The sequence below is a fragment of the Sulfitobacter sp. M22 genome, from assembly GCF_021736025.1.
In the GTDB taxonomy this organism is placed as follows: Bacteria; Pseudomonadota; Alphaproteobacteria; order Rhodobacterales; family Rhodobacteraceae; genus Sulfitobacter; species Sulfitobacter litoralis.
In genome coordinates this window covers 1,509,852-1,536,129 of record NZ_WMEC01000001.1, presented here as the reverse complement: position 1 = coordinate 1,536,129, position 26,278 = coordinate 1,509,852, and the positions used below count along the sequence as shown (strand labels likewise).

Here is a 26,278-nt window from a genome sequence, read left to right as displayed (position 1 = left end):
GGGCAGCGAGGTTCTTGGGCACCTGTGGGAACTATATCGGCTGTGACGCGTATGGATGCATGAACATATTCAAACGCGCCGCCTTCGTCCCCATCGCCGCCCTTGGCTTTGTCCTTCCAATGACCGCAACCGCCGATGTTGTGGGCAATGTGGACGTGGACTGGCTGGGCAATGACATTGTGGTTGAGGCTGTCGCCGACCCGGATGTCAAAGGCGTTACGTGCCACCTGGCCTACTTTGAACGGGGCCTGATCGACCGTCTGCAAAAAGGCAACTGGTTCGAAGACCCGTCGAACTCCTCCATCTCTTGCCGACAAACCGGCCCGATCGAAATCGGCGATATCTCGCGCGATGACGAAGGGGAGACCGTGTTCAGCGAACGCCGGTCCGTCATCTTCAAGACGCTGAAAGTCAAACGCATTTTCGACGAAGAGAACAACACGTTGGTCTATATCAGCCACGCGCGCGATGTGCAGAACGGATCGGCCAAGATGTCGATGTCGACTGTGCCGCTCTATATACCGACCAAATAGGCAAAGCTTTGCCAAGGCGTATCATCCGCTTTGCCCGCCCCCGTGCTTCGGCTATTCTATGCCGAAGTCATAACGAATAAGGGCGCGGGCAGTATGAGTATTTCAAGAAGAAGTTTTGCAGTCGGAGTGGCCGCGTTGGGCCTTGCGGCATGTACCACGGGGAACAGGGCGGGCAGCTTCGCACCGCGTGGTGATGCGGGGCTGGCAGCAGACCTACAGCCGCAGCCGAATGCAGGCTATGATGCGTGGGTGTCGGCGTTCAAATCGCGTGCTGCGGCGCAGGGCATTTCCGACAGCACCCTTCGCCGTGGCTTTGCTGGTACGGGCTATCTGCCGGGCGTCGTCAAGCGCGACCGCAACCAGACCGAGTTTAGTCGCTCGCTTGAGGATTACCTTGCCATTGCGGCATCGGACGAGCGTGTCACCAAAGGGCGGGCTGCATTCGCGCGTCACCAAGGCGTGCTGCGCCAGATCGAAGCGCGCTATGGCGTACCCGCCGAAGTGGTCACCGCCGTTTGGGGGCTTGAAAGCTTTTACGGCGAGCGACGCGGGAATGTGCCGGTCGTGTCGGCCACATCGACGCTGGCCTATGACGGACGTCGCGGGGCGTTCTTTGAAAAGCAGCTGATCGCGGCACTGCGCATCCTTGAACGCGGCGATGTGTCGGCAGCCGGTCTGACCGGCAGCTGGGCTGGCGCGATGGGGCACACGCAGTTCATCCCCACCTCCTACCAGTCCTTCGCTGTTGATTTCACCGGTGATGGCAAGCGCGATATCTGGTCGGATGACCCGTCGGATTCGCTGGCCTCGACCGCGGCCTATCTGGCGAAGTCAGGCTGGAAATCCGGCCAGAAATGGGGCGCAGAGATGGGCACAGCGGCGGCAAGCTCTGCCACGCCGGTACAAATCTTGCAGCCGGATGCAGGCGGGCCACGCTTTGCGATCTTTAACAACTTCAAAGCGATCAAACGCTATAACAACTCGGACAATTACGCGATTGGCGTCGGGCATCTGTCGGACCGTATCGCGGGGGGCGGGCCAATTCAGGCAAGCTTTGGACCGGACAAATACGGGCTGACGATCGAAGACCGCAAAGCGTTGCAGGAACGGCTGACCGCCCGCGGCTTTGACACAGACGGCACCGACGGTGTGATCGGCCCGAACAGCCGCAAGGCGATCACCGCCTATCAGCAAAGCCAAGGACTGCCCGCAACCGGCGACCCGTCGCGCGCGCTGCTAGCGCGGTTGGGCTGATACCGCGATGAAACGATGATCCGCCCGCTTAGGTCGGGCGGATCAGATCGGCGATCTCGGACAGTTTGCTCGCCAGCGGGCTGGTCTTGCGCCAGATCATCCCCACGCGGCGCGTCGGTTCGGGCGCGGGGAAAGCGTTGACCGCCACCTGTGCCGACCGCGTTTCAACCGCGACCGCCATTTCGGGGATCAGCGTGACGCCGATACCTGCGCCGACCATCTGCACTAGTGTGGACAGTGAACTCGCATCCAGCCCCTCGCGCGCGGTTTCCGACTGCATGTCACAAAACGACAGAGCCTGATCGCGGAAACAGTGCCCTTCCTCAAGCAAAAGCAGCTTCATTTCGTTCAAGCGTGCACTGCTGGGGATCGGTTTGCCCCGGTCTGCCTCGGGGCGGACCAGCATGAATTTTTCGTCGAACAGGGCAACTTCGGTCAGGGATGGCTCTGACACGGGCAGGGCGACAATGGCGGTGTCGATGCGGCCTTCTGTCAGCTCGTTGATCAGCCGCGGGGTCATCGTTTCGCGAACGTGGATATCCAATGCGGGGTTCATCTGCGTCAGCTTGGTGATGATCGAGGGCAGCAGATAAGGGCCGATGGTGGGGATGATCCCGATTCTCAGCCGGCCCATCAGCCCGTCCTTGGACGCCCGCGCCATATCTTGCAGCTCGTCCACGCCTTGCAAGATCGCCCGTGCGCGTGGCGCGAAATCGACGCCAAAGCTGGTCAGTGTGATCGTGCGACCGCCGCGATCAAACAGGGGCGTCTGCAGGTTCTGCTCTAGCTCCTTGATTTGCACGGACAGGGCAGGCTGCGAAATCGCACAAGATTCAGCGGCGTGGCCGAAATGACGGTGATGGGCGACGGCCTCGAAATAGCGAAGCTGCTTTAAGGTGATGTTAGTCATAGTTTGTAGTTATCAAACTGATAGGAAATGCCAACTTAAACTAATCAATAACTGCTGTTAGAACAATTCCAGAAAGACGGGGGCAGACTGTGTCGCGCCCCCGACATCCATCCCCCGTGACGCGGCCCAAACCGCGCACCAGACAGATAACATCGGAGACCACCATGGACGGAAACGACGTCGAAAACATCAGCAAATGCCCGGTTGTCGGCAGCCACGGCCGCAACTCGAAGCGCGGTGCGCGGTCGTTGAATGAATGGTGGCCGAACCAGCTGAACCTCAAGCTGTTGCACCAAAACTCCATCGATTCGAACCCGCTGGGGCCGGATTTCAACTATGCTGAAGAGTTCAAGAAACTGGACATCGAGGCGGTCAAGGCAGACCTGCACGCGCTGATGACAGATTCGCAGGACTGGTGGCCCGCAGACTACGGCCACTACGGCCCTTTCTTCATCCGTATGGCGTGGCACGCAGCGGGCACCTACCGGACGGCGGATGGCCGTGGCGGGTCCAGCACGGGCACACAGCGTTTCGCGCCGCTCAACAGCTGGCCGGATAACGCCAATCTCGACAAAGCGCGACGCCTGCTGTGGCCGATCAAGCAGAAATACGGCAACCAGATTTCATGGGGCGATCTGATCATTCTGTGCGGGAACATCTCGCTTGAATCCATGGGATTGAAAACATTCGGCTTTGCCGGTGGCCGTGTGGACCGTTGGGAACCCGAAGAGGACGTTTACTGGGGCCCCGAAGACGAATGGCTGGGCAGCAAGCGTTATAGCGAAGAGCGCGCCTTGGAAGACCCGCTGGCCGCTGTGCAGATGGGCCTGATCTATGTGAACCCCGAAGGGCCAGACGGCAAACCCGATCTGCAAGGCTCTGCCAATGACATCCGCGACACCTTTGGCCGGATGGCAATGAACGACTATGAAACCGTGGCGCTGATCGCGGGTGGGCACACCTTTGGTAAGGCGCACGGTGCCGTGGGCGGCGAGAATGCCGGCCCCGATCCCGAAGCGTCGCCACTGGAAAGCCAGGGCTTTGGCTGGACCAACAAGCACGAGACCGGCCACGGCATCCACGCCTTGACCAGCGGGCTTGAAGGCGCATGGTCGCAGACCCCGACAAGCTGGGACATGACCTATTTCGACAATCTGCTGGGGCTCGAGTGGGAAATGACCAAAAGCCCTGCCGGTGCTGTGCAGTGGACACCAAAGAATGGCGACGCCGCAGGCACCGTGCCGGATGCGCATGACCCGTCCAAACGTCACGCGCCTATCATGTTCACCTCTGACCTCGCGCTGCGCGAAGACCCCGAGTATTTCAAAATCTCGACGCGTTTTCACGAGAACCCCGAGGAATTCGCCGACGCCTTTGCCCGTGCATGGTTCAAACTGACCCACCGCGACATGGGGCCGATTGCCCGCTATCTGGGCAAGGATGTCCCCAGCGAGGAGCTGATCTGGCAAGACCCGATCCCCGCCGTGACGCATACGTTGGTGGATGACGCGGACGTTGCATCGCTGAAAGCCAAAGTGCTGGCATCGGGCCTAAGCGTTCAGGAACTGGTAGCCACCGCTTGGGGCTCTGCCGCGACCTTCCGCGGGTCGGACAAACGCGGTGGTGCCAATGGCGCGCGCATCCGTCTGGCACCGCAGAAAGACTGGCCAGTGAACGAACCCGATCAGTTGGCCAAAGTGCTGGACGTACTGGAAGGCATCCGTACCGAGTTCAACGGCGCCCAGTCAGGCGACAAGGAAATCTCGGTCGCTGACCTGATCGTGTTGGCCGGTGCGGCCGGGATCGAGAAAGCTGCAAAGGACGCAGGTCACGACGTGACTGTGCCCTTCGCACCAGGCCGCGGCGATGCTTCGCTTGAGCAGACCGAAGTCGATTCCGTTGCCTATCTCGAGCCTGTGACAGATGGCTTCCGCAACTTTGCCAAGACCCGCTATTCGGTCACCACGGCAGAGCTGCTGGTGGATCGCGCCCAGCTTCTGACGCTGACCGCGCCGGAAATGACTGTGTTGGTCGGTGGTATGCGTGCACTGGACGTGAACGTAGGCCGCTCTAAACACGGCGTGTTCACAGATGCGCCCAGTACGTTGAACAACGATTTCTTCACCACGCTACTGGACATGGGTACTGTGTGGTCGAAGGCGGAAGAGACTGCCACCGACGACATCTACGAGGGCCGGGACCGCGCCACGGGTGAGCTCAAGCACACCGGTACCGCTGTCGATCTGCTGTTCGGGTCGAACTCGCAGCTGCGCGCCATCGGGGAAGTCTATGCCGGCGACGTCGCGAAAGACAAATTCGTCACCGACTTTGTGGCGGCATGGACCAAGGTGATGAACCTTGATCGTTTCGACCTCGCGTAAGCACGCGTAACGACACTCCAAGGCGCGGCCGGTCCCCGGTCGCGCCTTTTTCTATGCCAGTGTCCTTTGTGGGACGGTGCGCGGGTAGGGGCCCGTCAGGTGCCGACGTGGCGCAACAAATGGGCCTGTGTTTGCTCGGCGGTCGGGGGCGTGCTGGTACCCAGCAACAGCAGATGCCAGTAAAACTGAACCTCGGCGGGGTCCGACATCAGCGCAGCAAAGGCGTCTTGGTGCCACTGGATCGCAGCCTCATGCGCGGAAGCGACGCCCGTCAGGGCCCGCAGGCGGGTCATCTCTGCCTTGGTCGCGGCCATCATCGGGTCGATCATCGTGTCTTTGACCGTGTTGAAATTCCGTTCCGCCCAGTAATGCAGGTCCAGTGGCTTGGTCGTCCGGTTGGGCAGGCCGCGTCCGCGTTTGACCATGAACTCTGCCGCTGACCGCAAGGAATAGTGGTTCAACCGCGCCCGCGCGTGGGTCTGTAGGGTGCCGAATATATTGATCCGGTTGTCATTTTCGGCAAACCCGCCTGGGGCCGCCTGCACACCGCCAAGATTCCACTGCGGGCTGGTGCTGCCCTTTTTCTTGGGTCGGTGCACCCCGAGCTTCTGAAAGGCTGCGGGGCGGTGCAGGGTTTTGAAGAAGCTGCCAGCGGGCAGGTGAAAGGGCTCGGGTGCGGCCCGGCGAAACCGGAGCGGGGTCAACGCGTCCTGCAGAGCCTCTTGGCCATCTGCACCGAAAAATCGCCACGGCAGGGCGATCGCGTCGGTGTCAGTCGGGACCGCGGCAATCAGATCATTGAGGCTAGCCATCGGAGCCTGAAGGCACAGGAATTCGTCACAATCAAAGAACAGCGCCCAATCGGCCTGCTTCATCAGATCATGGCGATCCGCCAGCCGCATCGCTTGCCACTGAACCGATTTATCGACCTCGGGCACAAAGGGCACATGGGTTACATCGCCAAGCAGATCCAGCAGTTCTGGCGTGCCATCAGTGCAATCATGCGTGAAAATTAGAAAATCGGTCACCCCCGCGGCGCGGTGATGCGCGATCCATTCAAGGCAGTAAGGCCCTTCGTTGCGCATACAGGTTACAGCAAGGATACGTGTCACGTGTGGCGGTTCCTTGGGTTAAGGGGCAGGTGCTTTCCAAACGGGTGTCACGCGGGTCGGGCCAAATGCAATCTGCGCCAAGGCCGGTGCCGCCCCCGCTTTATGGTGTCACAAACGGGGGCAGTAAAAAACGGTTAGCCCGCGACGCTGCGCAGCCCGAGAATGTCGCGCGCTTGCTGCCATGTCGCAACGGGACGTTCGTATTTCTCGCACAGATCTGCGGCACGTTTGATCAAGGCCGCGTTCGACGGGGCCAGCGTGTCTTTGTCCAGACGTACGTTGTCTTCCAGGCCGGCACGCGTGTGGCCGCCTGCGGCAATGGCCCATTCGTTCACAACAATCTGGTTCGGCCCGATTCCTGCGGCACACCAAGCGGCTTCGGGGGCCCGCGCCTTCATCTGTGCCACATAGAAATCAAAGACCTCTTTGTCGGCGGGCATGGCGTTTTTGACGCCCATGACGAATTGCACATACAGCCGCCCGAACAGTTTGCCGTTCTTGTGGTGCTGGATGGCTTGCAAGATATGGCTCAGGTCAAAGGCCTCGATCTCGGGGACGACTTCGTAGGTGCGCATTTCCGACGCCAGCCATTCCACTAGATCCGGCGGGTTCTCGTAGACGCGGGTGGGAAAGTTGTTCGACCCCACCGACAAAGACGCCATATCGGGCCGCAAGGACAGCATGCCGCCACGCGCCTCGCCCGCACCGGACCGCCCGCCCGTCGAGAACTGGATGATCATGCCGGGGCAGTGTTTCTCGACGCCCTCTTTCAGCCGCGCAAATTTGTCAGGGTCCGACGAGGGGGTCTCGTCGTCGTTGCGCACATGAGCGTGGCAGATGCTCGCTCCGGCCTCGAATGCCGCATGGGTGCTTTCGATCTGTTCATTGATCGTGACAGGCACATTGGGGTTGGCGGCTTTGGTGGGCACGCTGCCGGTGATGGCAACGCAAAGAATGCATGGATCAGACATCTAGGAACACTGTCTCTTTCTCGCCCTGAAGGTAAATATCAAACCGATAGACGCCATCGGCCTCTTTCTCCGCGATCAGGGTCGCTACGCGGTTTTGATGTTCGATGCGGGTCAGCAACGGGTCTGCGCTGTTGTCGCTATCGGGGAAATACATGCGTGTATTCAAGCCGATATTGATCCCCCGCGCGACAATCCACAAGCTGATATGCGGGGCCATCATCCGCCCGTCAGGAAAGGGCACGGCACCGGGTCGGATGGTGTGGAACACCCATTCGCCGGTGTCATAGTCCCCCGCTTTGCGCCCCCAGCCGGTGAAGTTCGGGTCCGCCACGCCGCGTGGATCGTTGCCGGGATAGATCCCGTCGGCATCGGCCTGCCATATCTCGACCATGGCATCCTTGATCGCGGTGCCGGTGCCGTCAAAGACCGTCCCCTTGAGGGTGATCCGTTCGCCCTTGGTATAGGCATTGACCATCTGCGCGCCCAGATCCTCAGGGTAAACACCGGTGATATCACAAAAATTAGGCACGCAGCCGATATGGACATAGGGCCCTGCTGTCTGGGACGGGCTTTCTTTCAACTGGGTCAGCTCTTGCATCAGGTCCCCTCCATCCGGTTTTCAAACAGGGTCGACCGGCGGCCCCGTAGCACGATATCGAACTTATAGGCGCGGGCATCCATTGGCACGGTATTGTCCATGTCCAGCGGTGCGATTAGCTGTTCAACGGCGGCGCGTGACGGAATGCTTTGGACAATGGGGCATTTCCAGATCAGCGGGTCGCCCTCAAAATACATCTGGGTGATCAGCCGTTGCGCAAACCCCTGTCCAAACACGGAAAAATGGATATGCGCAGGGCGCCAGTCGTTCACCCCATTTGGCCAAGGATAGGCACCGGGTTTGACGGTACGCAGGCTAAAGCCGCCGTTCTCGTCCGTCACCGTGCGCCCGCAACCGCCAAAATTGGGATCGAGCGGGGCCAGATAGCCCTCTTTCTTATGGCGATAGCGCCCGCCCGCATTGGCCTGCCAGAACTCCAACAAGGCACCCGGCACGCCGCGCCCGTTCTGGTCCAGCACACGACCATGCACGATGATCCGCTGACCAATCGCCATCTCGCCGTCAGCGGCGTAGTTAAGGATCAGGTCATTATCCAGTGCGCCCAGCATAGTGTGACCAAAGACCGGTCCGGTCTGTTCGCTCAACGTTGTGTTCATGGAAATCAGCGCCTTTTGTGGCGACCGCACCACCGACGTCTTATAGGCCGGTGCCAGCGCGGGCGGGTGCCAATTGCGGTCTCGGTGAAAGAACGCTCCGTTCTGATCGGTCATTCGCCAGCTTCCATTTCCTGATAGGTCTGTTTCGCGAGCTTAAGCGCATGGTTCGCCTTTGGCACCCCCGCGTAGATGGCAACATGCTGGAACGCCTCTATCACGTCGGATTTGCTGGCACCGGTATTGGTGGTGGCACGGATGTGCATCGGGATCTCGTCAAAATTGCCGGTCGCCGCCAGCAACGCCAGCGTCAGCATTGATCGTTCGCGATGGCTGATCTTGTCACTCGCCCAGACCGTGCCCCAGGCTGCTTCGGTGATCAGGTTTTGAAACGGTGCATCCAGTTCGGTCTTTGCCGCCTCGGCGCGGTCGACATGGGCGTCGCCCAAGACGGCGCGGCGGGTTTTCATTCCGATCTCGCTTCGGTCTGCCATGGTCTTCTCCTCGGTCACGGTACGTCATCCTTGTCGCAGAACCGATTGAACAGGAAAAACACGCGGCGCACAAACGCATATACATGCTTCCAAATGGCTGGAAATCCCGGGGGAGGGGCCGCAAAGCGGCTCCGGGGGCAGCGCCCCGAGCGGCAGACCTTGCCGCTTAGCCATACCCTCTTGACCTTGACAAATCGGCTCGTTTTCTCCCTTTTGTCCCAAACAGCAAAAGGACGCTTCTTATGATGAAAACACGCGCCGCCGTCGCCGTTGCCGCAGGTCAACCGCTTGAGGTGATGGACGTAAATCTGGAAGGCCCCAAGCGGGGTGAAGTCCTGATCGAAATCAAAGCCACGGGCCTGTGCCACACGGATGAATTCACCCGTTCGGGCGACGACCCCGAAGGTATCTTTCCCGCCATTCTGGGTCACGAGGGCGCGGGTGTTGTGCTGGAAATCGGCGAAGGCGTCACCACGCTGGAGGTCGGCGACCACGTCATTCCGCTTTACACGCCCGAATGCCGCGAATGCGAATACTGCTTGTCGGGCAAAACCAACTTGTGTCAGGCGATCCGCGTGACCCAAGGTCAGGGCCTGCTGCCCGATGGCACAACGCGCTTTTCGATGATGGATGGCACGCCGATCCACCACTATATGGGCTGCTCTACCTTCGCCAATCACACGGTCATCCCTGAAATCGCGCTTGCCAAAGTCCGCAAGGACGCGCCCTTTGACAAGATCTGCTATATCGGCTGCGGTGTGACCACGGGTATCGGCGCGGTGATCAACACCGCTAAGGTCGAAATCGGCGCGCGCTGCGTAGTCTTTGGTCTGGGCGGCATCGGCTTGAACGTCATCCAAGGTCTGCGCCTGGCCGGAGCCGACCAGATCGTCGGCGTCGATCTGAACGACGACAAGGAAGAGACAGGCCGCTACTTCGGCATGACCGACTTTGTGAACCCCAACAAGGTCGAAGGCGATATGGTCGCGCATCTGGTTGAATTGACCAAGGGCGGCGCGGACTATACTTTTGATGCGACGGGCAACACCAAAGTCATGCGTCAGGCGCTTGAAGCGGCACATAAGGGCTGGGGCGAAAGCATCATCATCGGCGTTGCACCGGCAGGGGCCGAAATCTCGACCCGTCCGTTCCAGTTGGTGACGGGTCGCGTCTGGAAAGGGACTGCATTCGGCGGGGCAAAGGGCCGCACTGACGTGCCCAAGATCGTCGACTGGTACATGAGCGGCAAAATCGAGATCGACCCGATGATCACCCACAAACTGACGCTGGACCAGATCAACGAAGGGTTCGAGCTGATGCACAAAGGTGAATCCATTCGTGCGGTCGTTGAATTCTAAGCGCGATTTCGTAAAATCTATGGCAAACGCCGTCCCAGTGGGGCGGCGTTTTATGCTTTCTAAAGCCCCCTAGGCCATCATGTTTTGACGTGAGGGCAGAGGGGGCTGCGGGACACGGTGGGTTTACCACGTCGTTCCCGCTGGTATTTATAGAGTGAACGTTGGGAGACAGGGCATGAAACTTACGGTGAATGGCGTGATCCATGATGTGGACGTCGAGAAAGACATGCCGATGCTGTGGGTCTTGCGCGATATTCTGGGCATCACGGGTCCAAAGTATGGGTGTGGCATCGCACAGTGCGGGGCTTGTACCGTGCATATGGACGGGATCGCGGTTCGCGCCTGCCAATTGGCTGCTGGTGACGTAGCGGGCGAGATTACCACCATCGAGGGGTTGGGGACCCCCGCCGTGCGCCATGCCGTCCAAGAGGCATGGATCGACCTGCAGGTCGCGCAATGCGGCTACTGCCAATCGGGCCAGATCATGCAGGCGGCCTCGTTTCTTGAGCTGAACCCGACGCCTACCGACGACCAGATCGATGCCGCCATGAGCGGCAACCTGTGTCGATGCGGTACCTATCCCCGTATCCGCGAGGCGGTAAAGACCGCCGCGCTCAAGCTCAAGGCGGTGTGATATGGGGCGCGTGAAAACCATAGCCCGCCGGAGCTTCCTTGTCGGCTCTGTTGCTGTTGCAGGGGGCGTTGTCTTTGGCACTTATCTTTACAAACGCGCGGGCGAAAACCCGCTGCTTGACGGGCTGAAACCCGGTGAAACCGCTATCACGCCTTACGTCAAGGTTGATGCCCAAGGGGTCACGCTGATCACGCCGCGTGCGGATGTGGGGCAGGGTGCGTGGTCGATGCAGGCGCATATGATCGCAGAAGAGCTTGATATCAATCCGCGCAACGCCAAGCTGTCGCCCGGTCCGGCGGATGCGATCTATTACAATGGCGTTGTCGGCGCAGAGGCGCTGCCGATTGCCGCGACCTCTGACACGCTGCTGGCACGCGGCGGGCGCGGCGCGGTGGATGTTGTGGGCAAGCTGATGGGGCTGCATATCACCGGCGGCTCGTCGACTGTGCCCGATATGTACGACCGCCTACGTATGGCTGGTGCCGTCGCGCGCGAGACGTTGATCAAGGCCGCGATGAAACAGACCGGCCTGCCGCGCGATCAACTGGGCACCGAAGATGGTTGTATCGTGCTGCCGGACGGGCTGAAGATTGAATACATCGACCTTGCCAGCATCGCCGCCGAGATCGAGCCTGTGCAGGATGTCATCCTGCGCGACCCGTCGGAATGGCGCTATCTGACCAAGCCGCAAAAACGCACAGATGTGGTGGCCAAATCCACGGGCACGCAGATCTATGGCATCGATATGCAGATGGACGGTATGGTGATCGCCACGACCCGCACCAATCCGGCGATTGGCGGCGGGTTGAACAGTTTTGATGCCGAAGCGGCGCAACAGATGCGCGGTGTGTATGCGGTTTTGCCGATCACCGGTGGCATTGCTGTGGTTGCCGATAACACATGGCGCGCGTTTCAGGCCGCGCAGGCGGTTGACTGTGACTGGGGGCCGTCGCCCTACATCGGCAACAGCGCCGACCAGTTTGCGGCCGTGGCGGCCTCCTTCACCGACGACCACCGCGACAGCCGTTTCAAGGATGAAGGCGACGTAGAGGATGCGCTGCAAGACGCCTCAGTTGTCGAGGCGGAATACCGCATCCCCTATCTGGCCCACGCCCCGATGGAACCGATGAGCGTCGTGGTCAAGCTGACCGATGGACGCCTTGATATTTGGACCGGCACGCAAATCCCCCGCTTTGTCAAAGCCAACATGGCGCGGCTGACGGGGTTGGATGGCGATGACATCCATGTGCATGTGCTGATGTCCGGCGGCAGCTTTGGACGACGTCTTGAGGATGACTATATCGCCCAAGCGGTAGAGATCGCGATGCAGCTGCCCGACACGCCGATCAAGATGATCTGGCAGCGCGAGGAAGACTTCACCCATGACTTCCCGCGCCCGCTGGCGATTGCGCGCGGACGCGGTGCTGTGGCGGATGCCGGTATCGCAGCGTTTGATTTATCCATTGCCGCCCCTTCGGTCGCTGAATCCTCGCTCGCGCGGTTGAACCAACCCGCCTTTGGCCCGGACGTGGCGATTGTCGCGGGGGCATGGGACCAGCCGTTTCAAATTCCCAACTACCGCGTGACCGGCTACCGCACGCCTGCGATGGTGCCAATCAGTTCTTGGCGGTCGGTCGGGGCGTCTGGCAACGGGTTTATGCATGAAAGCTTCATGGATGAAATGTGCCACGCCGCGGGGGTAGACCCGTTACAAGAGAGGCTGCGCTTGTGCTGGCACGATGCTTCGCGCAAGGTCTTGGAAGCCGTGGGCGAGATGTCGGAATGGGGCAGCGATCTGGGGCCGAACCGCGGACGGGGGCTGGCCTTTACGCTGGCCTTTGGCGTGCCCGTGGCCGAGGTGGTCGAGATCACTAACTCGCCCGACGGCATCCGTATCGACAAGGTGTTCGTCGCCGCCGATGTGGGCCGCGTACTGGACCCTGTGAACTTTGAGGCGCAGCTGCAAGGCGGCGTGATCTTTGGCTTGGGCCACGCGATGAACTGCGAGCTAACCTATCGCGACGGCTTGGCAGAGCAGGATAACTATCACATGTACGAGGGCATGCGGCTGCATCAGGCTCCGCAAATCATGGTGCGCGGGCTTGAGAATGGCGACAAGATAAGGGGTATCGGCGAACCCGCCGTGCCTCCCGCCGCACCCGCCTTGGCCAATGCGATCTTTGCCGCGACGGGGCAGCGTATCCGCGAACTGCCGCTGTCCAAGTCGATCGGTTTTGTATGAGGACCCTTCGCGGGGCGATCACCGGCGGGATCATCGCGCTGGCCTGCGCGGGCAGTGCTCGGGCGCAAGATGTGCAGGGTCGCGCGGCGGCGCTGGCTGCGTGGGATGATATTCACGCCGTCGTCTCGCATCCGCGCTGCACCAATTGCCACGTCGGCACCTCTGGTCTGCCCCTGTGGGAAGGGCTGGGGTATGGGGGGGCGCTAGGGAAAGAAGTGGTGCACGGCATGAACGTGCGTGCTGACGACAGCCGCATCGGAGCAGAATCAATGCCGTGCCGGACCTGTCACATCAGCGCCGCGTCAGCCAACAGCGTGCCCCATGCACCACCGATGATTGCAGATGCGTGGCGGCTTCCTCCAATTGAGATGGCGTGGAAAGGCAAAACCAGCGCCGAGATTTGCGTGCAGCTGCGTGACCCCGGCCGCAACGGTGCTTTCACGCCCGAAGAACTGTCCGATCACGTCGGCAGCTCGGCCTTTGTCGCGTGGGGGTTTGACCCCGGCGCAGGGCGCGTGGCCGCCCCCGGATCAATCCCCGAGATGCAGGAGGCGCTGGCAATTTGGGTAGTAGGCGGGACACCCTGTGTCGGCGACCCGTAAAATGCGCTGTTATGCTTTAAACAGATCCGCGTAAATCTCGCGCAGAAGGTTCTTTTGCACCTTACCCATGGTGTTGCGGGGCAGGGCGTCGACCACCACCAGCTTGCGCGGACATTTGAACCGCGCCAGTGACTGCGCGACCGTCTGCGACAGCGCATCAAGGTTCAGATCAGCACTGCCATCGGCGACCAGCACGCCGACAGGGGCCTCTCCCAGATCAGCATGCGCCACGCCAATCACCGCGCTTTCCAGAACGCCGGGTTGATCGTCCAGCACCTGCTCGACCTCTTTGGGATAGATGTTGTAGCCGCCGGATATGATCAGATCCTTGCCGCGTCCGACGATCTGCACATAGCCGTCTTCGTCAATCAGCCCCAGATCGCCGGTGATAAAGAACCCGTCCGCGCGCAGTTCAGCGGCGGTTTTTTCGGGCATCTGCCAATAGCCTTGGAAAACATTCGGGCCGCGTACCTCAACAACGCCAATCTCTCCCTGAGGCAGGGTCTCTCCGGTTTCGGGGTCGCAAATCTTGAGCTCGACACCCGGCAACGGCGTGCCCACCGTGCCCCCGCGTCGCGGTCCGTCATAGGGGTTCGACGTGTTCATATTGGTCTCCGTCATCCCGTAGCGTTCCAGAATGCGGTGACCTGTGCGTTCTTCGAACTGCTTGTGGGTTTCCGCCAGCAGCGGCGCAGAGCCTGAAATGAACAGCCGCATATGTGCGGTCAATCCGGCGGTGAAATCATCAGAGCAGAGTAAGCGGGTGTAGAACGTCGGCACGCCCATCAGCGCGGTGGCCTGCGGCATAAAGCGGATCAACTGGTCGATATCGAGCTTGGGCAAGAACACCATCGCGCCGCCACTCAGCAGCATGATGTTGGTCGCCACAAACAACCCATGGGTATGGAAAATCGGCAGCGCGTGCAGCAGTACATCAGCCTTGGTGAAGTGCCAGACATCGACAAGGGTTTCGGCGTTGCTGAGCAGGTTTTGCTGGCTCAGCATTGCCCCCTTGGACCGGCCCGTGGTGCCGGAGGTATAGAGGAACGCGGCTAGATCATCGGCGGTGCGGTCTACGGTGTCGAATGTGTCGGGCAGTGAGGCTGCCAGATCGCGCAGCGTGCCGCGGCCGGTGGCGTCCATGGTTTCAACAGCCGCGCCAGCCGCAGCGGCAACGGGGGCCAGTGCGCTGACATCGGCAGGATCACACACCAGCAGTCGCGCACCGGAGTTGCCGACGAAGTAATCCACCTCGGAGGCGGTGTAGCCGGGGTTGAGCGGCAAAAACACCAGCCCCGCTTGAACACAGGCCGCATAAAGCGCCAGCGCATCGGGCGATTTCCCGATCTGCACCGCCACACGGTCGCCCGCTATCAGTCCCTTGTCAGCAAACGCATTGGCATAGCGCGCGGCAGAGCGGATGAATTGATCATGGGTGATGGTGCGCCCGTCGGGCAGGATCAGAAATGCCGTGGATTGCCCGATATGGCGACCGAATAAAGCGTCGTAAAGCGGGTTGGGCATTGTCGTCTCCTTGTGTTCTTTCGCGTTGCCGAATTTGCGTCATTGGTCAGGCGAGGTAAAGGGCGGCGCGCGGCGCATTCTGTTCTTTCCGACATCTTGCCCTCGCAGACGGCCTTGACGACCCGTGGCGGATGACTTACCTCTCCTTTCGTAGCGCGGGCGTTGTGTAATGGTAAGACCTCTGCCTTCCACGCAGAAGACGCGGGTTCGATTCCCGCCGCCCGCTCCACTCTTTCCTGAAATTCCTTTGATTACTCGTATTTGCGTTGGATCAATGCGCTTTTGTCGCAAGTTCGCTACGGGGGCAGCACTTGACCCCGCGCGGCGTGCGGGCGATGACACGGCAGCACTCCAAAGGATATCACATGGCACGTACCCCGACGCCCGGCCCCGGCACCGAAGAACGCGAAAAATCGCGTGAGTTGGGGGCTCTGCGTGCGCTGCTGCCGTTTCTCGCGCCGTATCGGGGGTTAATGATCGCTGCCATACTGGCGCTGGTGCTGACGGCGATGATTTCGCTGACGCTGCCCTTGGCGGTGCGCCGGGTGATCGACACCTTTGGCAGCGGCGAGGCCGAATTGCTGGACCAGTATTTTGTGGCGGCCCTGATCATCGCCGGGCTGTTGGCCGTCGGCACGGGGCTGCGCTATGCGCTTGTCACCCGCTTTGGCGAAAGGGTCGTCGCGGATATCCGCAAGGCCGTGTTCGACCGCGTCATTTCCATGAGCCCCGCGTTCTACGAGAACCTGATGACGGGCGAGGTGCTGAGCCGGATCACGACCGACACGACGTTGATTCTGTCGGTGGTCGGGTCGTCGATGTCGATCGCGCTGCGCAATATGCTGATCGTGACCGGTGGTTTGGTGCTGATGTTGTTTACCTCGGCCAAGCTGACGGCGATGGTGCTGCTGATCGTGCCCGCGGTGATTGTGCCCATTCTTGTGTTGGGACGTCGCCTGCGCGTGCTAAGTCGCGAAAATCAGGACTGGATCGCGGCGAGCTCGGGGAACGCGTCCGAAAGCCTTGGTGCGGTGCAGACCGTACAGGCCTTTACCAACGAGGCCGCCAGTCAGGCGCAGTTCGGGCAGATGACCGAAGCGTCCTTTGATGCGGCACAGCGGCGGATCAAGACCCGTGCGCTGATGACGATTATCGTGATCTTTTTGGTCTTTGCCGGTGTGGTGGGCGTCTTGTGGATGGGCGCGCGCGATGTACGTGCTGATCAGATGAGCCCCGGTGCGCTGGTGCAATTCGTGATCTATGCCGTCATGGTCGCAGGCGGCGTCGCCGCCCTGTCCGAGATTTGGGGCGAATTGCAGCGTGCCGCCGGCGCGACAGAGCGTCTGGTCGAACTGCTGCGGACGCAAGACACCGTGCAAGACCCTGAAACCGACATTGCCTTGCCCACCCCCGTCGTAGGGCGCATCGCCTTTGAGAATGTGCATTTCACCTATCCTGCGCGCCCCGACGTTCAGGCGCTGGACGGGATCAATCTGTCGATCGACCCCGGTGAAACGGTCGCTTTTGTCGGCCCGTCGGGCGCGGGTAAAACAACGATCATCCAGTTGATCCTGCGGTTCTATGACCCCGCCTCGGGGCGGATTACCCTTGATGGCGTGGACCTGCGCGACGTGTCGCGTGCGGTCTTCCGGCAGTCGGTTGCCCTTGTCCCGCAAGATCCGGTGATCTTTGCAGCCTCTGCCCGCGAAAACATCCGCTTTGGCCGCCCCGACGCCACAGACGCGGAAATCACCGCCGCCGCCGAGGCAGCCGCCGCGCACGGGTTCATCACCGCGCTACCCGACGGCTACGATAGCTACTTGGGCGAGCGTGGGGTGATGTTGTCGGGCGGGCAAAAGCAACGTATCGCCATTGCCCGCGCCATCTTGCGCGACGCGCCGGTCCTGCTGTTGGACGAAGCGACTAGCGCTTTGGATGCCGAAAGCGAACGGGCAGTGCAGTCCGCCGTGGACAGGCTAAGCGCTGACCGCACGACCCTGATTGTCGCGCACCGTCTGGCAACCGTGAAAAAGGCCGACCGCATCGTTGTGCTGGAAGCAGGGCAGATCGTGGATATGGGCACCCATGACGAACTGGTGACCAAAGGCGGGCTTTATGCGCGGCTGGCACGGCTACAATTCACCGACGGGCGCGGAGAAGTATAAAAAACCTTGTGAAATGCTTGGCGAGGTGGAAACACTCGTACCCGAGTGGATCCAGAAGGAGAGCAACATGGGTTTGTGGAGTTTCGTAAAAGACGCTGGCAAAAAAGTATTTGGCGGCGGTGATGATACCGAAGTCACCGGGGCCGCGCTTCAGGACGAATTGAAAGATCTCGGGCTTGATGCCGACGGGCTCGATATTTCGGTCGAGGGCGACAAGGTTAAGGTCTCGGGCAAGGCTGCCAGCCAAGAGATGAAAGAAAAGGTCATTCTTGCTGTGGGGAACGTCGAAGGCGTTGCCGCGGTCGAGGAAGACATGGATGGTGGCGAGGGCGACGGCACTTTCCACACGGTTGAAAAAGGCGACACGCTTTGGGCGATCGCGGCCAAGACATTGGGCAACGGCGCACGCTACGAAGAAATCTTTGAAGCGAATAAACCTATGCTGTCGCACCCTGATAAAATCTATCCGGGCCAGATGCTGCGCATTCCTGCCAAATAATCGTACCAAACATATAACGGGGGGCATTACACGCCATTTCCCCATAAATCAGAGCGGCAGGCTGGGTCTGCCGTTCTTTTTTTGGCCTTCCGTTGGGTCAGTGGGCGTGAACGCAGCGTTTGGGGGCCTGCAAATGCTTGCGAAAGCTGAATTTAGCAATCATCTTTGACGACAGGGAATAACGGGATGCGGGCAAACCGCACCACTAAGGGAGGAAAATAATGTCATTTGCCGGTATAGAAGACCGTAATGCAATCGAAGCAGAGATGCCGTGGGCTGACCGCGATGTGCCTAAAACCCTATGGGGTATGCTCAGCGAAACCGCGGGAAAGTTTCCCAGCCACGATGCCATCAGCTATCAACTGTTCTCGGGACCCAAAGATCACGCAGAAACCCTTAGCTGGTCGCAGCTGCGTGGTCAGGTGGGGCGTGCTGCCAACCTGTTCCGGTCGCTGGGTGTCGGGCCGACCGATGTGGTCGCCTATGTTCTGCCAAACTGCAATGAAACGGTCATCACGCTTTTGGGCGGTGCCGTTGCAGGGATCGCGAACCCGATTAACCCGCTGCTAGAAGCGGAACAGATCGCGTCGATCCTGCGCGAAACCAATGCCAAGGTCGTTGTGACCCTGCGGCCTTTCCCCAAGACGGACGTGGCTGACAAAACCGCCGAGGCGGTCAAACTGGCCCCGAATGTCACGACCGTGCTCGAAGTGGACCTGTGCCGCTATCTGACCGCACCAAAGTCGTGGATCGTGCCGCTGATCCGCCCGAAAATGACGGTGACCAATCGGGCGACCTACAAAAACTTTAACGCGGAAATTGCCAAACAACCCGCCGAGCTGACCTTTGACGATCCGCAAGAGGATCGCGTCGCATTCTACTTCCACACCGGTGGGACGACGGGCATGCCAAAAGTGGCGCAGCATAAATATTCGGGCATGGTGTATAATGGCTGGCTGGGGCACACGCTGCTTTACACAGAAAACGACAACATCATGTGTCCGCTGCCGTTGTTCCACGTATTTGCCTGCCACGTGATCTTGATGGCGGCGGTGAAATCCGGTGCCCATGTCGTGTTCCCGACGCCCCAAGGGTATCGCGGCGAAGGCGTCTTCGATAACTTCTGGAAGCTGGTCGAACGCTGGAAAATCACCTTTATCATCACCGTGCCTACGGCGATCTCGGCCAAGATGCAGCGGCCGATCAATGCGGATATCTCTACGGTTAAGACCGCCTTTTCGGGCTCGGCCCCGTTGCCGCTGGAATTGTTCCGTCGCTTTGAAAAGGCCACAGGCATCACGCTGATCGAAGGCTACGGCCTGACCGAAGCGACCTGCCTTGTGTCGTCGAATCCGACGGATGGCGTGCGCAAAGTGGGCAGTATCGGCATCACCTTCCCCTATACTGATGTGAAGATCGTCAAAAGCACCGGCGAGGGGCTGGTCGAGGCTGACGTGGACGAGATCGGCGAAATCTGTATCTCAAACCCTGGTGTCTATGCGGGCAATACCTATACCGAAGCGGACAAAAACAAAGACCTCTACTATCAGGACAAGTACCTGCGCACAGGAGATCTGGGCCGTATCGACAGCGACAAATATCTCTGGATCACGGGCCGTGCCAAAGACCTGATCATCCGTGGTGGTCATAACATCGACCCCGCCGAGATCGAAGAGGCCTTGCTGGGTCACGAAGCGGTGGCCTTTGCTGGTGCCATCGGTCAACCGGATGCCCACGCCGGAGAAGTGCCCTGCGCCTTTGTCGAACTGGTTGCCGGGGCGTCGGTCTCCGAAGCCGAACTGCTGGCGTACTGCAAAGAGCACGTGCAAGAGCGCGCGGCGCAGCCCAAGCACATGACCATCATGAGCGAACTGCCCAAAACCGCTGTTGGCAAAATCTTCAAGCCTGACCTGCGCAAAAACGCCATCACCCGCGTCTATGATGAAACGCTCGTGGCCGCGGGGCTGCCTGCACGGGTTGCCTCTGTCACAGACGATAAAAAACGCGGGCTGGTTGCACAAATCGCTATGAATGGCGCAAGCGAGGCCGATGTAGGCGCGTCGCTGAATGCCTTTACCTTCGGTTGGGAGGCCGCGTGACCTAACGCGAGGGCGTTTACCATCGGCTAGCAGCGCATTTTCTATCATCGAATGTGCGCTGCTTTTCAGCTATCTTACCCCGACGGGGCAGCACATGGGACGTTCCTTCCAGAGGCGTCCCATGTCGCGTTTTAGGGGGGTGTTAGAGGCTCGAGCGTGCTGCTCGCACGGCGGCACTGTTCATTGATTTTCTCGGTGCTGCTAAAGTGCGAGGGCTACTTCAGGAAAGACTTCGCCTGCATCGTGTCGGCGATAGGCGCGCCCAAGCGGCCAAGGATTGTCGGCGCAAGCTGTAGCTGGTCGATCACGGTGTCCTCTGACGGGCCCTCGGCATCACCAAAGTAATACAGCGCGGTTTCCTGCTGCAATGCGCCGCGTCCGCCGTGGTGCCCGCGTTCGTCTTGCCCGTGATCGGCCGTAACGATGACTTCGTACCCCATCGCACGCCATTTGGGGATGAAAGGGGCCAACATCTCGTCCATCACGGCGCAAGCGTGGTCCATTTCCTGACAATCGTGAAAGAACCGGTGCCCCATGCTGTCCAGCGTGCAGGTGTGCAGCATTCCGTAGTTCAGCCCGAACCGCAGCGCCAGATTGGTGAGAGAGCCGAACAGGTCTACATCCGAGGGCGTCATCTGGTTCACCAGCCCATAGCCGGTCATCGTATGAAACCGCCCGTGGTTGATCGTATCGCTATCGGGTTCGTCATATTCAATATCACGCACATAGTCGAATGGATGGCGGTTGAAAAATTGCGACCAGAAGGAATGGGCGACAGCGCCCGTCACGCCGCCCGCAGCGCGTGTCTGGGCAAAGACGTCCTTGTGCTTGAGCCGGAACACATTGCCATTGCCGGTACAGCCATGTTCAGCCGGTGCCACGCCCGTATGGATCGAGGCATAGCAGGAAGCAGAGATCGACGGCAGCACTGCACGCTGGGTCCAAACCCGCGCCTCGCCACTATCAACCCAACCTTCAAGATTGCCGAACAGACGGCGGAAATTGCGGTAGGGGACACCGTCGAGGATGATCAAAAGCAGCTTGTTCTTCATGTGGGCCTCCCTTTGGCCGGCGGCGGATATTGCATTTGTCCGATATGAACCCCTGCAATATCCACAGCTCTAATTGCCAGCGCTTTCCATTTTGCGATGTGCGATGGTTTCTTCCAGCCAGCCGATCTTCATCTCAGGGACCGAGCTGAGCAGCAGGTCGGTGTAATCGTCAAAGGGCGGTGACAACACCTGACTTTTGGTGCCATAGCGCACGACTTCGCCCTGATACATCACCGCGATGCTGTCGGCGATGGCCTTTACCGTGGCCAGATCGTGGGTGATGAACAGATAGGCCACATCCTCGATTTTTTGCAGGTTCAGCAGCAGCTTGAGGATACCGTCGGCCACCAGCGGGTCAAGCGCACTTGTGACCTCGTCGCAGATGATCAGCTTGGGCTTGGCGGCCAGCGCACGGGCGATGCAGACACGTTGTTTTTGTCCGCCCGAAAGCTCGGCTGCATAGCGGTCCTGAAACCCGTCGCCGAGTTCGATCTCGTCCAGCAATTCCTGAATACGCTTCTGTTTGGCTTTGCCTTTCAGCCCGAAATAAAACTCAAGCGGGCGGCCGATAATGGTGCCCACGGTCTGACGCGGGTTCATCGCGGTGTCGGCCATCTGATAGATCATCTGCATTTCGCGCAGGTCTTCGATGGGGCGTTGGGCCAGCGCGGGGGCTAATTCGCGTCCGTCAAAGGTGATGGTCCCGTCGCTTGGTGGCAGCAGGCCGGTAATGACGCGGGCCAATGTCGATTTACCCGAACCGGATTCCCCCACCACAGCCAGTGTCTGGCCCGGATGGACGTCGACATTGATCTTCTTGAGGACGTCAAAGTCCGTGCCGGCATAGCGCGCGGTCACGTTTTCCACGCGCAGGACAGGGGTGTCGGTCGGGGTTTTCTCTTCGTGACGGATCGACCGGACCGATACCAGCGCTTTGGTGTAGTCCTCCTGCGGGTCGTTAATGATCTGATCGACGGTGCCGTATTCGACCATATCGCCCTGTTGTAGGACCATGATGTGATCGCTGACCTGCGCCACAACCGCGAGGTCATGGGTGATATAAAGGGCGGCAACGCCGGTCGCCGCAATGGCTTCCTTGATGGCGGCCAGAACGTCGATTTGCGTCGTCACATCCAGCGCGGTCGTGGGCTCGTCAAAGACCACCAGATCGGGCTGGGGACACAGCGCCAGCGCCGTCATGCAGCGCTGCAACTGCCCACCCGACACCTGATGCGGATAGCGGTTGCCGATGGTTTCGGGGTCGGGCAGGCCAAGCTTGCGGAACAAATCAACCGCGCGTTCCTCGGCCTCGGCCTTGGTGAACTTGTTCTGGTAGATCGCGGCTTCGGTCACTTGCTCCATGATCTTTTTCGCAGGGTTGAAAGACGCCGCCGCGGATTGCGAGACATAGGTCACCTCAGCACCGCGCAGGCGCCGCACGGCGCGCAAACGTTCCTTAAGGATATCGCGCCCGTTGACCCAGACCTCGCCGCCGGTGATCTCTACCCCGCCGCGGCCATAGGCCATTGCGGCCAGCCCGATGGTGGACTTGCCCGCACCGGATTCCCCGATCAGCCCCAATACCTTGCCAGGTTGCAGATCAAAATCGACGCCATGCACGATCTTGATATCAATAGGCTTTTCGCCGGGCGGATAGGCCGTCGCGCCGATTTTCAGGCCGCGTACTTTGAGAAGTGGCTCGGTCATCCGCGGCCCCCTTTCAGCGATGTGGTGCGGTTCAAAATCCAGTCCGCAACAAGGTTGATAGAGATACATAGCGTGGCGATGGCATAGGCAGGATAGAGCGCCGCTTGAATGCCATAGTTGATGCCTTCCTTGTTCTCTTTCACGATGCCGCCCCAGTCCGCTTGAGGGGGCTGCACGCCCAGACCCAGAAAAGACAGCGTCGACACAAAGAGCACCGCAAAGATAAAGCGCAAGCCCATTTCCGCGATCAGCGGCGATAGCGCGTTCGGCAGGGTTTCACGGAAAATGATCCAGCCGATTTTCTCGCCGCGCAGACGGGCGGCTTCGACATAGTCCATCACGGTGATGTCCACGGCCACAGCGCGCGCCAGACGGTAGACACGGGTGCTGTCCAGCAGGCCCATCAGGATGATCAGGATCGGCACGGTGGTCGGCATGACCGACAAGACGACCAGCGCAAAGATCAGCGACGGGATCGACATGATCAGATCGACAAAGCGCGAAATGGCTTGGTCGACCCAACCGCCGGAGACGGCTGCGAAGAAGCCCAGAATGGACCCCAGCGTAAAGCTGAGGATCGTCGCCGCAGTGGCGATAAAGATCGTCGTGCGCCCGCCATAGATCATCCGCGACAGCAAGTCGCGCCCGATGCTGTCGGTGCCCAGCAGGAACTCCGACGATGAAGGCTCCCACACGTCACCGACGATTTCAGCCATGCCATAGGGGGCCAGCCAAGGCGCAAAGATGGCCATGAAGAAATAGATGCTGGTAAAGAACAGGCCGATCATGGCCGAGATTGGGATATTTTTCATAGGTTGGCTCCCAAACAGATGAAGGGGTCAACGGTTGGCGGTGATGCGGCAAATGGTCGGTTCCCTACGCATTTGCTTTGTACAAACGTTCGGTTGCGCATGGCGCGTTTGTTCTGGGATAAACTCATTTGGGATGCCTCAGCCTTGGGTTGGCAAGGATCGACACGATGTCCGCAACAAGGTTGAGCCCGATATAGACCGCGGCAAAGATCAAGCCGCAGGCCTGTACCACGGGCACATCACGTTTGCTGACGTGATCCACCAGATACTGCCCCATGCCGGGATAGGCAAAGACGACCTCTACCACGACGACACCGACCACCAGATAGGCGAGGTTCAGCATCACCACGTTGACGATCGGGGCGATGGCGTTGGGGAAGGCGTGTTTGCGGATGATCTTGAGCATGCCCAAGCCCTTGAGCTCGGCTGTTTCGATATAGGGCGATTGCATCACGTTCAGGATCGCAGCCCGCGTCATGCGCATCATATGCGCCAGCACAACCAGCGTCAGCACCATCACCGGAATGGCAATCGCGTTCAGCTTGGCCCCAAGGGACATGCTGTCGTTGATGATCGCCACAGACGGGAACAGACGCCATTTGATCGCCACCCAGTAAATCAGCACATAGCCGATCATGAATTCGGGGATAGAGATCGTCGTTAGCGTAATCGCCGAAATCAGTTTGTCCGGCCAGCGGTCTTTATAGCGCACGGCCAACAGGCCCAGAAAGATCGCCAGTGGTACAGAGATGGCAGCGGCCCAGAAGGCGAGGAACAGGGTGTTTTTCAGACGCCCGCCAAGGCTTTCGGCTATGTCGCGGCCATTGGTCAGCGCGGTGCCCAAGTCCCCCTGAAGCACGCCGCCCAGCCAGGCGAAATAGCGGGTCATGGCAGGATCGTTGAGGCCAAGCTCGCGGCGCATGTTTGCTAGGGCTTCGGGCGTGGCCGATTGACCTAATATGGATTGTGCCACGTCGCCGGGCAAAATCGAGGTACCTACGAAGATCAGGATCGACGCGGCAAAGAGGAGAAGAAGGCCCAACGCTAAGCGTTGGGCGATCAGTTTGACGATGGGATGCATAAGCTGGGTCTACCTTATGCGTCTTTGACCCAGCATTTGATTCCGGCTTTGTTGTTGGACATCTCGGCGTTGGGATCCACGACCCAGCCACCGACATTGTTGGCAACGCCATCCACAAAGTCGTTGAACATCGGCAGGATCAACCCGCCTTCGTCGCGGACCATCTGACCCATCTTGGAGTAGATTTCCTTGCGTTTGGCTTCATCCAGCTCGGCGCGTGCCGACAGCAGCATGTCGTCAAATTCGGGACGCTTCCAGCGTGTGTCGTTCCAGTCAGCTGTCGACAGATAGGCGGTCGAATACATCTGGTCCTGTACCGGACGGCCACCCCAGTAAGAAGCACAGAAAGGCTGTTTGTTCCAGACTTCGGACCAGTACCCATCGTTCGGTTCACGCTTGATTTCCAGCGGGATACCGGCGGCTTTGGCGGATTCCTGAAACAGAGACGCCGCATCTACCGCACCGGGGAAGGCACCGTCTGAAACGCGCAGGATGATCGGGCTGCCGTCATGACCAGAGGCCGCGTAATGCTCTTTCGCCTTCTCGACGGAGTATTCACGCTGCGGGATGGTGTCGTCGAACAGCGGATAAGAGGCGTTGATCGGCATGTCGTTCCCGATGGTGCCGTAGCCGCGCAGGATCTTGTCGACCATTTCCTCGCGGTTGATCGCGTATTTCAGCGCCAGACGCAGGTCGTTGTTGTCAAAGGGTGCGGTGTCGATGTGCGCGATGAACACATAGTGACCACGACCGGCGACGGATTTCACCGACAGGTTCGGGGCACGGTCCAGCAGCGCGGCAACCTTGGGATCGACGCGGTTGATCATGTTGACCTGACCCGACTGCAATGCAGCCGTACGAGCGGTGGCATCGTTCAGCACCAGTACTTCGTTATAATCGGTGTGGCCGCGGTTGTCGGCGTCCCAGTAGTTTTCGTTACGCTTGAAGCCGTGGCGCACGCCGGGTTCGTCGACCTCAAGTGTATAAGGGCCGGTACCGATGCCCGCGCCGGGGTTGTCCATGCCGCCATCGGGCTGGATCATCAGGTGGTAGTCGGCCAGCAGATAGGGAAGGTCAGCGTTACCGACGCCCAGTTCCACGATAAAGTTGTCGCCGTCGACCTTCATGTTCTCGATGCCGCGCATAATGCCCAAGGCACCGGACTGGCTGTCTTCGTTCGAGTGGCGCTGCATGGTTTTCAGCACGTCTTCGGGGGTCATGTCCTTGCCGTTGTGGAACTGGACGCCCTTGCGGATCTTGAACGCCCAGGTCTTCGCATCGGCAGAGGCCTCATAGCTTTCGGCCATGCGGTTTTCGATTTTACCGTTCGGATCGACCTCGACGAGGCTTTCGTAAAGGTGGCGCAGGTTGTTCAGCGGGACTTCGGAAGCGGTTAGCGCCGGATCGAGCGTGTTGGTCGATTCGCCGCCCGACGACCCGATCTTGAGCGTGCCGCCGCGAATCGGTGCTTCGTGGGCCGCAGCTTGTGCATTATTCGCCAACATCGAATTTGCGACGGCGGCTGTCACGCCCAAAGCAGCGGCGCGGCCAACGAATTCACGGCGTGTCATCGTGCCCTTAGCCACTTGGCCGGTCATATGTTTCAGTTGATCATCCATGATGAGAACTCCCTGTT

22 protein-coding genes and 1 tRNA gene are annotated in these 26,278 nt (G+C 59.8%); 11 read left to right on the top strand and 12 right to left on the bottom strand.

Annotated elements, in window-relative coordinates:
• Positions 1-59: 59 nt before the first annotated feature.
• Both GLP52_RS07665 and GLP52_RS07660 read left to right on the top strand, forming a co-directional pair.
• Positions 60-533 (top strand): CreA family protein, encoded by a 474-nt coding sequence (locus tag GLP52_RS07665; protein WP_093733779.1) that lies wholly within the window; start codon positions 60-62, stop codon positions 531-533.
• 93 nt (positions 534-626) lie between these two features.
• The gene (locus GLP52_RS07660; RefSeq protein ID WP_237272004.1) at positions 627-1,787 is read left to right on the top strand and encodes a lytic murein transglycosylase; all 1,161 of its coding nucleotides are present in this window, start codon (positions 627-629) and stop codon (positions 1,785-1,787) included.
• Positions 1,788-1,815: 28 nt separating this feature from the next.
• Here the strand turns inward: GLP52_RS07660 and GLP52_RS07655 are convergent, their stop codons facing one another.
• Complete coding sequence (locus GLP52_RS07655; RefSeq protein WP_093733781.1) at positions 1,816-2,697, bottom strand: hydrogen peroxide-inducible genes activator; 882 nt, start codon at positions 2,695-2,697, stop codon at positions 1,816-1,818.
• Between the two features lie 164 nt (positions 2,698-2,861).
• On the opposite strand from GLP52_RS07655, the gene katG reads away from it, so the two are divergent.
• Complete coding sequence (gene katG, locus GLP52_RS07650) at positions 2,862-5,078, top strand: catalase/peroxidase HPI (RefSeq protein ID WP_237272003.1); 2,217 nt, start codon at positions 2,862-2,864, stop codon at positions 5,076-5,078.
• A 95-nt stretch (positions 5,079-5,173) separates the two neighbouring features.
• Here katG and GLP52_RS07645 read toward each other — a convergent pair whose 3' ends face one another.
• The 5 genes from GLP52_RS07645 to pcaC form a co-directional block, all read right to left on the bottom strand.
• Positions 5,174-6,190 (bottom strand): glycosyltransferase family 2 protein, encoded by a 1,017-nt coding sequence (locus GLP52_RS07645; protein ID WP_237272002.1) that lies wholly within the window; start codon positions 6,188-6,190, stop codon positions 5,174-5,176.
• Positions 6,191-6,324: 134 nt separating this feature from the next.
• Positions 6,325-7,161, bottom strand: a complete 837-nt coding sequence (locus tag GLP52_RS07640) for a 3-keto-5-aminohexanoate cleavage protein (protein ID WP_237272001.1) — start codon at positions 7,159-7,161, stop codon at positions 6,325-6,327.
• The gene (gene pcaG, locus GLP52_RS07635) at positions 7,154-7,759 is read right to left on the bottom strand and encodes a protocatechuate 3,4-dioxygenase subunit alpha (protein ID WP_093733784.1); all 606 of its coding nucleotides are present in this window, start codon (positions 7,757-7,759) and stop codon (positions 7,154-7,156) included. The genes GLP52_RS07640 and pcaG overlap by 8 nt, the downstream gene beginning before the upstream one ends.
• Positions 7,759-8,490 carry a protocatechuate 3,4-dioxygenase subunit beta gene (gene pcaH / locus GLP52_RS07630; protein WP_237272000.1) on the bottom strand — a complete coding sequence of 244 codons (732 nt, stop codon included), beginning with the start codon at positions 8,488-8,490 and terminating at the stop codon, positions 7,759-7,761. Before pcaH ends, pcaG begins: the two co-directional genes overlap by 1 nt.
• Complete coding sequence (gene pcaC, locus GLP52_RS07625) at positions 8,487-8,867, bottom strand: 4-carboxymuconolactone decarboxylase (protein WP_093733829.1); 381 nt, start codon at positions 8,865-8,867, stop codon at positions 8,487-8,489. Before pcaC ends, pcaH begins: the two co-directional genes overlap by 4 nt.
• Before the next feature lie 245 nt (positions 8,868-9,112).
• Here pcaC and GLP52_RS07620 point away from each other — a divergent pair, with 245 nt between their 5' ends.
• The 4 genes from GLP52_RS07620 (at position 9,113) to GLP52_RS07605 (ending at position 13,703) form a co-directional block, all read left to right on the top strand.
• A complete protein-coding gene (locus GLP52_RS07620; RefSeq protein ID WP_093733830.1) occupies positions 9,113-10,225 on the top strand; it encodes an S-(hydroxymethyl)glutathione dehydrogenase/class III alcohol dehydrogenase in 1,113 nt (370 codons plus the stop codon).
• Positions 10,226-10,400: 175 nt separating this feature from the next.
• Positions 10,401-10,859: a (2Fe-2S)-binding protein gene (locus GLP52_RS07615; protein WP_093733786.1), complete on the top strand. Its 459-nt coding sequence runs from the start codon at positions 10,401-10,403 to the stop codon at positions 10,857-10,859.
• A gap of 1 nt (position 10,860) precedes the next feature.
• A complete protein-coding gene (locus tag GLP52_RS07610; protein WP_237271999.1) occupies positions 10,861-13,101 on the top strand; it encodes a xanthine dehydrogenase family protein molybdopterin-binding subunit in 2,241 nt (746 codons plus the stop codon).
• On the top strand, positions 13,098-13,703 hold the full coding sequence (locus GLP52_RS07605) for a hypothetical protein (RefSeq protein ID WP_237271998.1): 606 nt from the start codon (positions 13,098-13,100) through the stop codon (positions 13,701-13,703). The genes GLP52_RS07610 and GLP52_RS07605 overlap by 4 nt, the downstream gene beginning before the upstream one ends.
• A gap of 9 nt (positions 13,704-13,712) precedes the next feature.
• Here GLP52_RS07605 and GLP52_RS07600 read toward each other — a convergent pair whose 3' ends face one another.
• Positions 13,713-15,227: a malonate--CoA ligase gene (locus GLP52_RS07600; RefSeq protein ID WP_237273476.1), complete on the bottom strand. Its 1,515-nt coding sequence runs from the start codon at positions 15,225-15,227 to the stop codon at positions 13,713-13,715.
• Between the two features lie 155 nt (positions 15,228-15,382).
• Here GLP52_RS07600 and GLP52_RS07595 point away from each other — a divergent pair.
• The 4 genes from GLP52_RS07595 to GLP52_RS07580 all read left to right on the top strand — a co-directional run bounded on the left by GLP52_RS07595 (position 15,383) and on the right by GLP52_RS07580 (position 19,990).
• Positions 15,383-15,456: transfer RNA gene (locus GLP52_RS07595), tRNA-Gly, on the top strand.
• Positions 15,457-15,592: 136 nt separating this feature from the next.
• Positions 15,593-17,392, top strand: a complete 1,800-nt coding sequence (locus GLP52_RS07590) for an ABC transporter transmembrane domain-containing protein (protein WP_237271996.1) — start codon at positions 15,593-15,595, stop codon at positions 17,390-17,392.
• Between the two features lie 67 nt (positions 17,393-17,459).
• A complete protein-coding gene (gene lysM, locus GLP52_RS07585) occupies positions 17,460-17,891 on the top strand; it encodes a peptidoglycan-binding protein LysM (protein ID WP_237271995.1) in 432 nt (143 codons plus the stop codon).
• Between the two features lie 221 nt (positions 17,892-18,112).
• The gene (locus GLP52_RS07580) at positions 18,113-19,990 is read left to right on the top strand and encodes an acyl-CoA synthetase (RefSeq protein ID WP_237273475.1); all 1,878 of its coding nucleotides are present in this window, start codon (positions 18,113-18,115) and stop codon (positions 19,988-19,990) included.
• A gap of 215 nt (positions 19,991-20,205) precedes the next feature.
• Here the strand turns inward: GLP52_RS07580 and GLP52_RS07575 are convergent, their stop codons facing one another.
• The 5 genes from GLP52_RS07575 to GLP52_RS07555 form a co-directional block, all read right to left on the bottom strand.
• Positions 20,206-21,042, bottom strand: coding sequence for an alkaline phosphatase family protein (locus tag GLP52_RS07575; protein WP_237271993.1), 837 nt, complete (start codon positions 21,040-21,042; stop codon positions 20,206-20,208).
• Positions 21,043-21,111: 69 nt separating this feature from the next.
• Positions 21,112-22,749, bottom strand: a complete 1,638-nt coding sequence (locus GLP52_RS07570) for an ABC transporter ATP-binding protein (protein WP_237271992.1) — start codon at positions 22,747-22,749, stop codon at positions 21,112-21,114.
• Entirely contained in the window at positions 22,746-23,561 is an 816-nt protein-coding gene (locus GLP52_RS07565; RefSeq protein ID WP_093733794.1) for an ABC transporter permease, read from the bottom strand. Before GLP52_RS07565 ends, GLP52_RS07570 begins: the two co-directional genes overlap by 4 nt.
• Positions 23,562-23,685: 124 nt before the next feature.
• Positions 23,686-24,642, bottom strand: coding sequence for an ABC transporter permease (locus GLP52_RS07560; protein ID WP_093733795.1), 957 nt, complete (start codon positions 24,640-24,642; stop codon positions 23,686-23,688).
• A gap of 14 nt (positions 24,643-24,656) precedes the next feature.
• Complete coding sequence (locus tag GLP52_RS07555; RefSeq protein WP_237271991.1) at positions 24,657-26,261, bottom strand: ABC transporter substrate-binding protein; 1,605 nt, start codon at positions 26,259-26,261, stop codon at positions 24,657-24,659.
• Positions 26,262-26,278 lie beyond the last annotated feature (17 nt).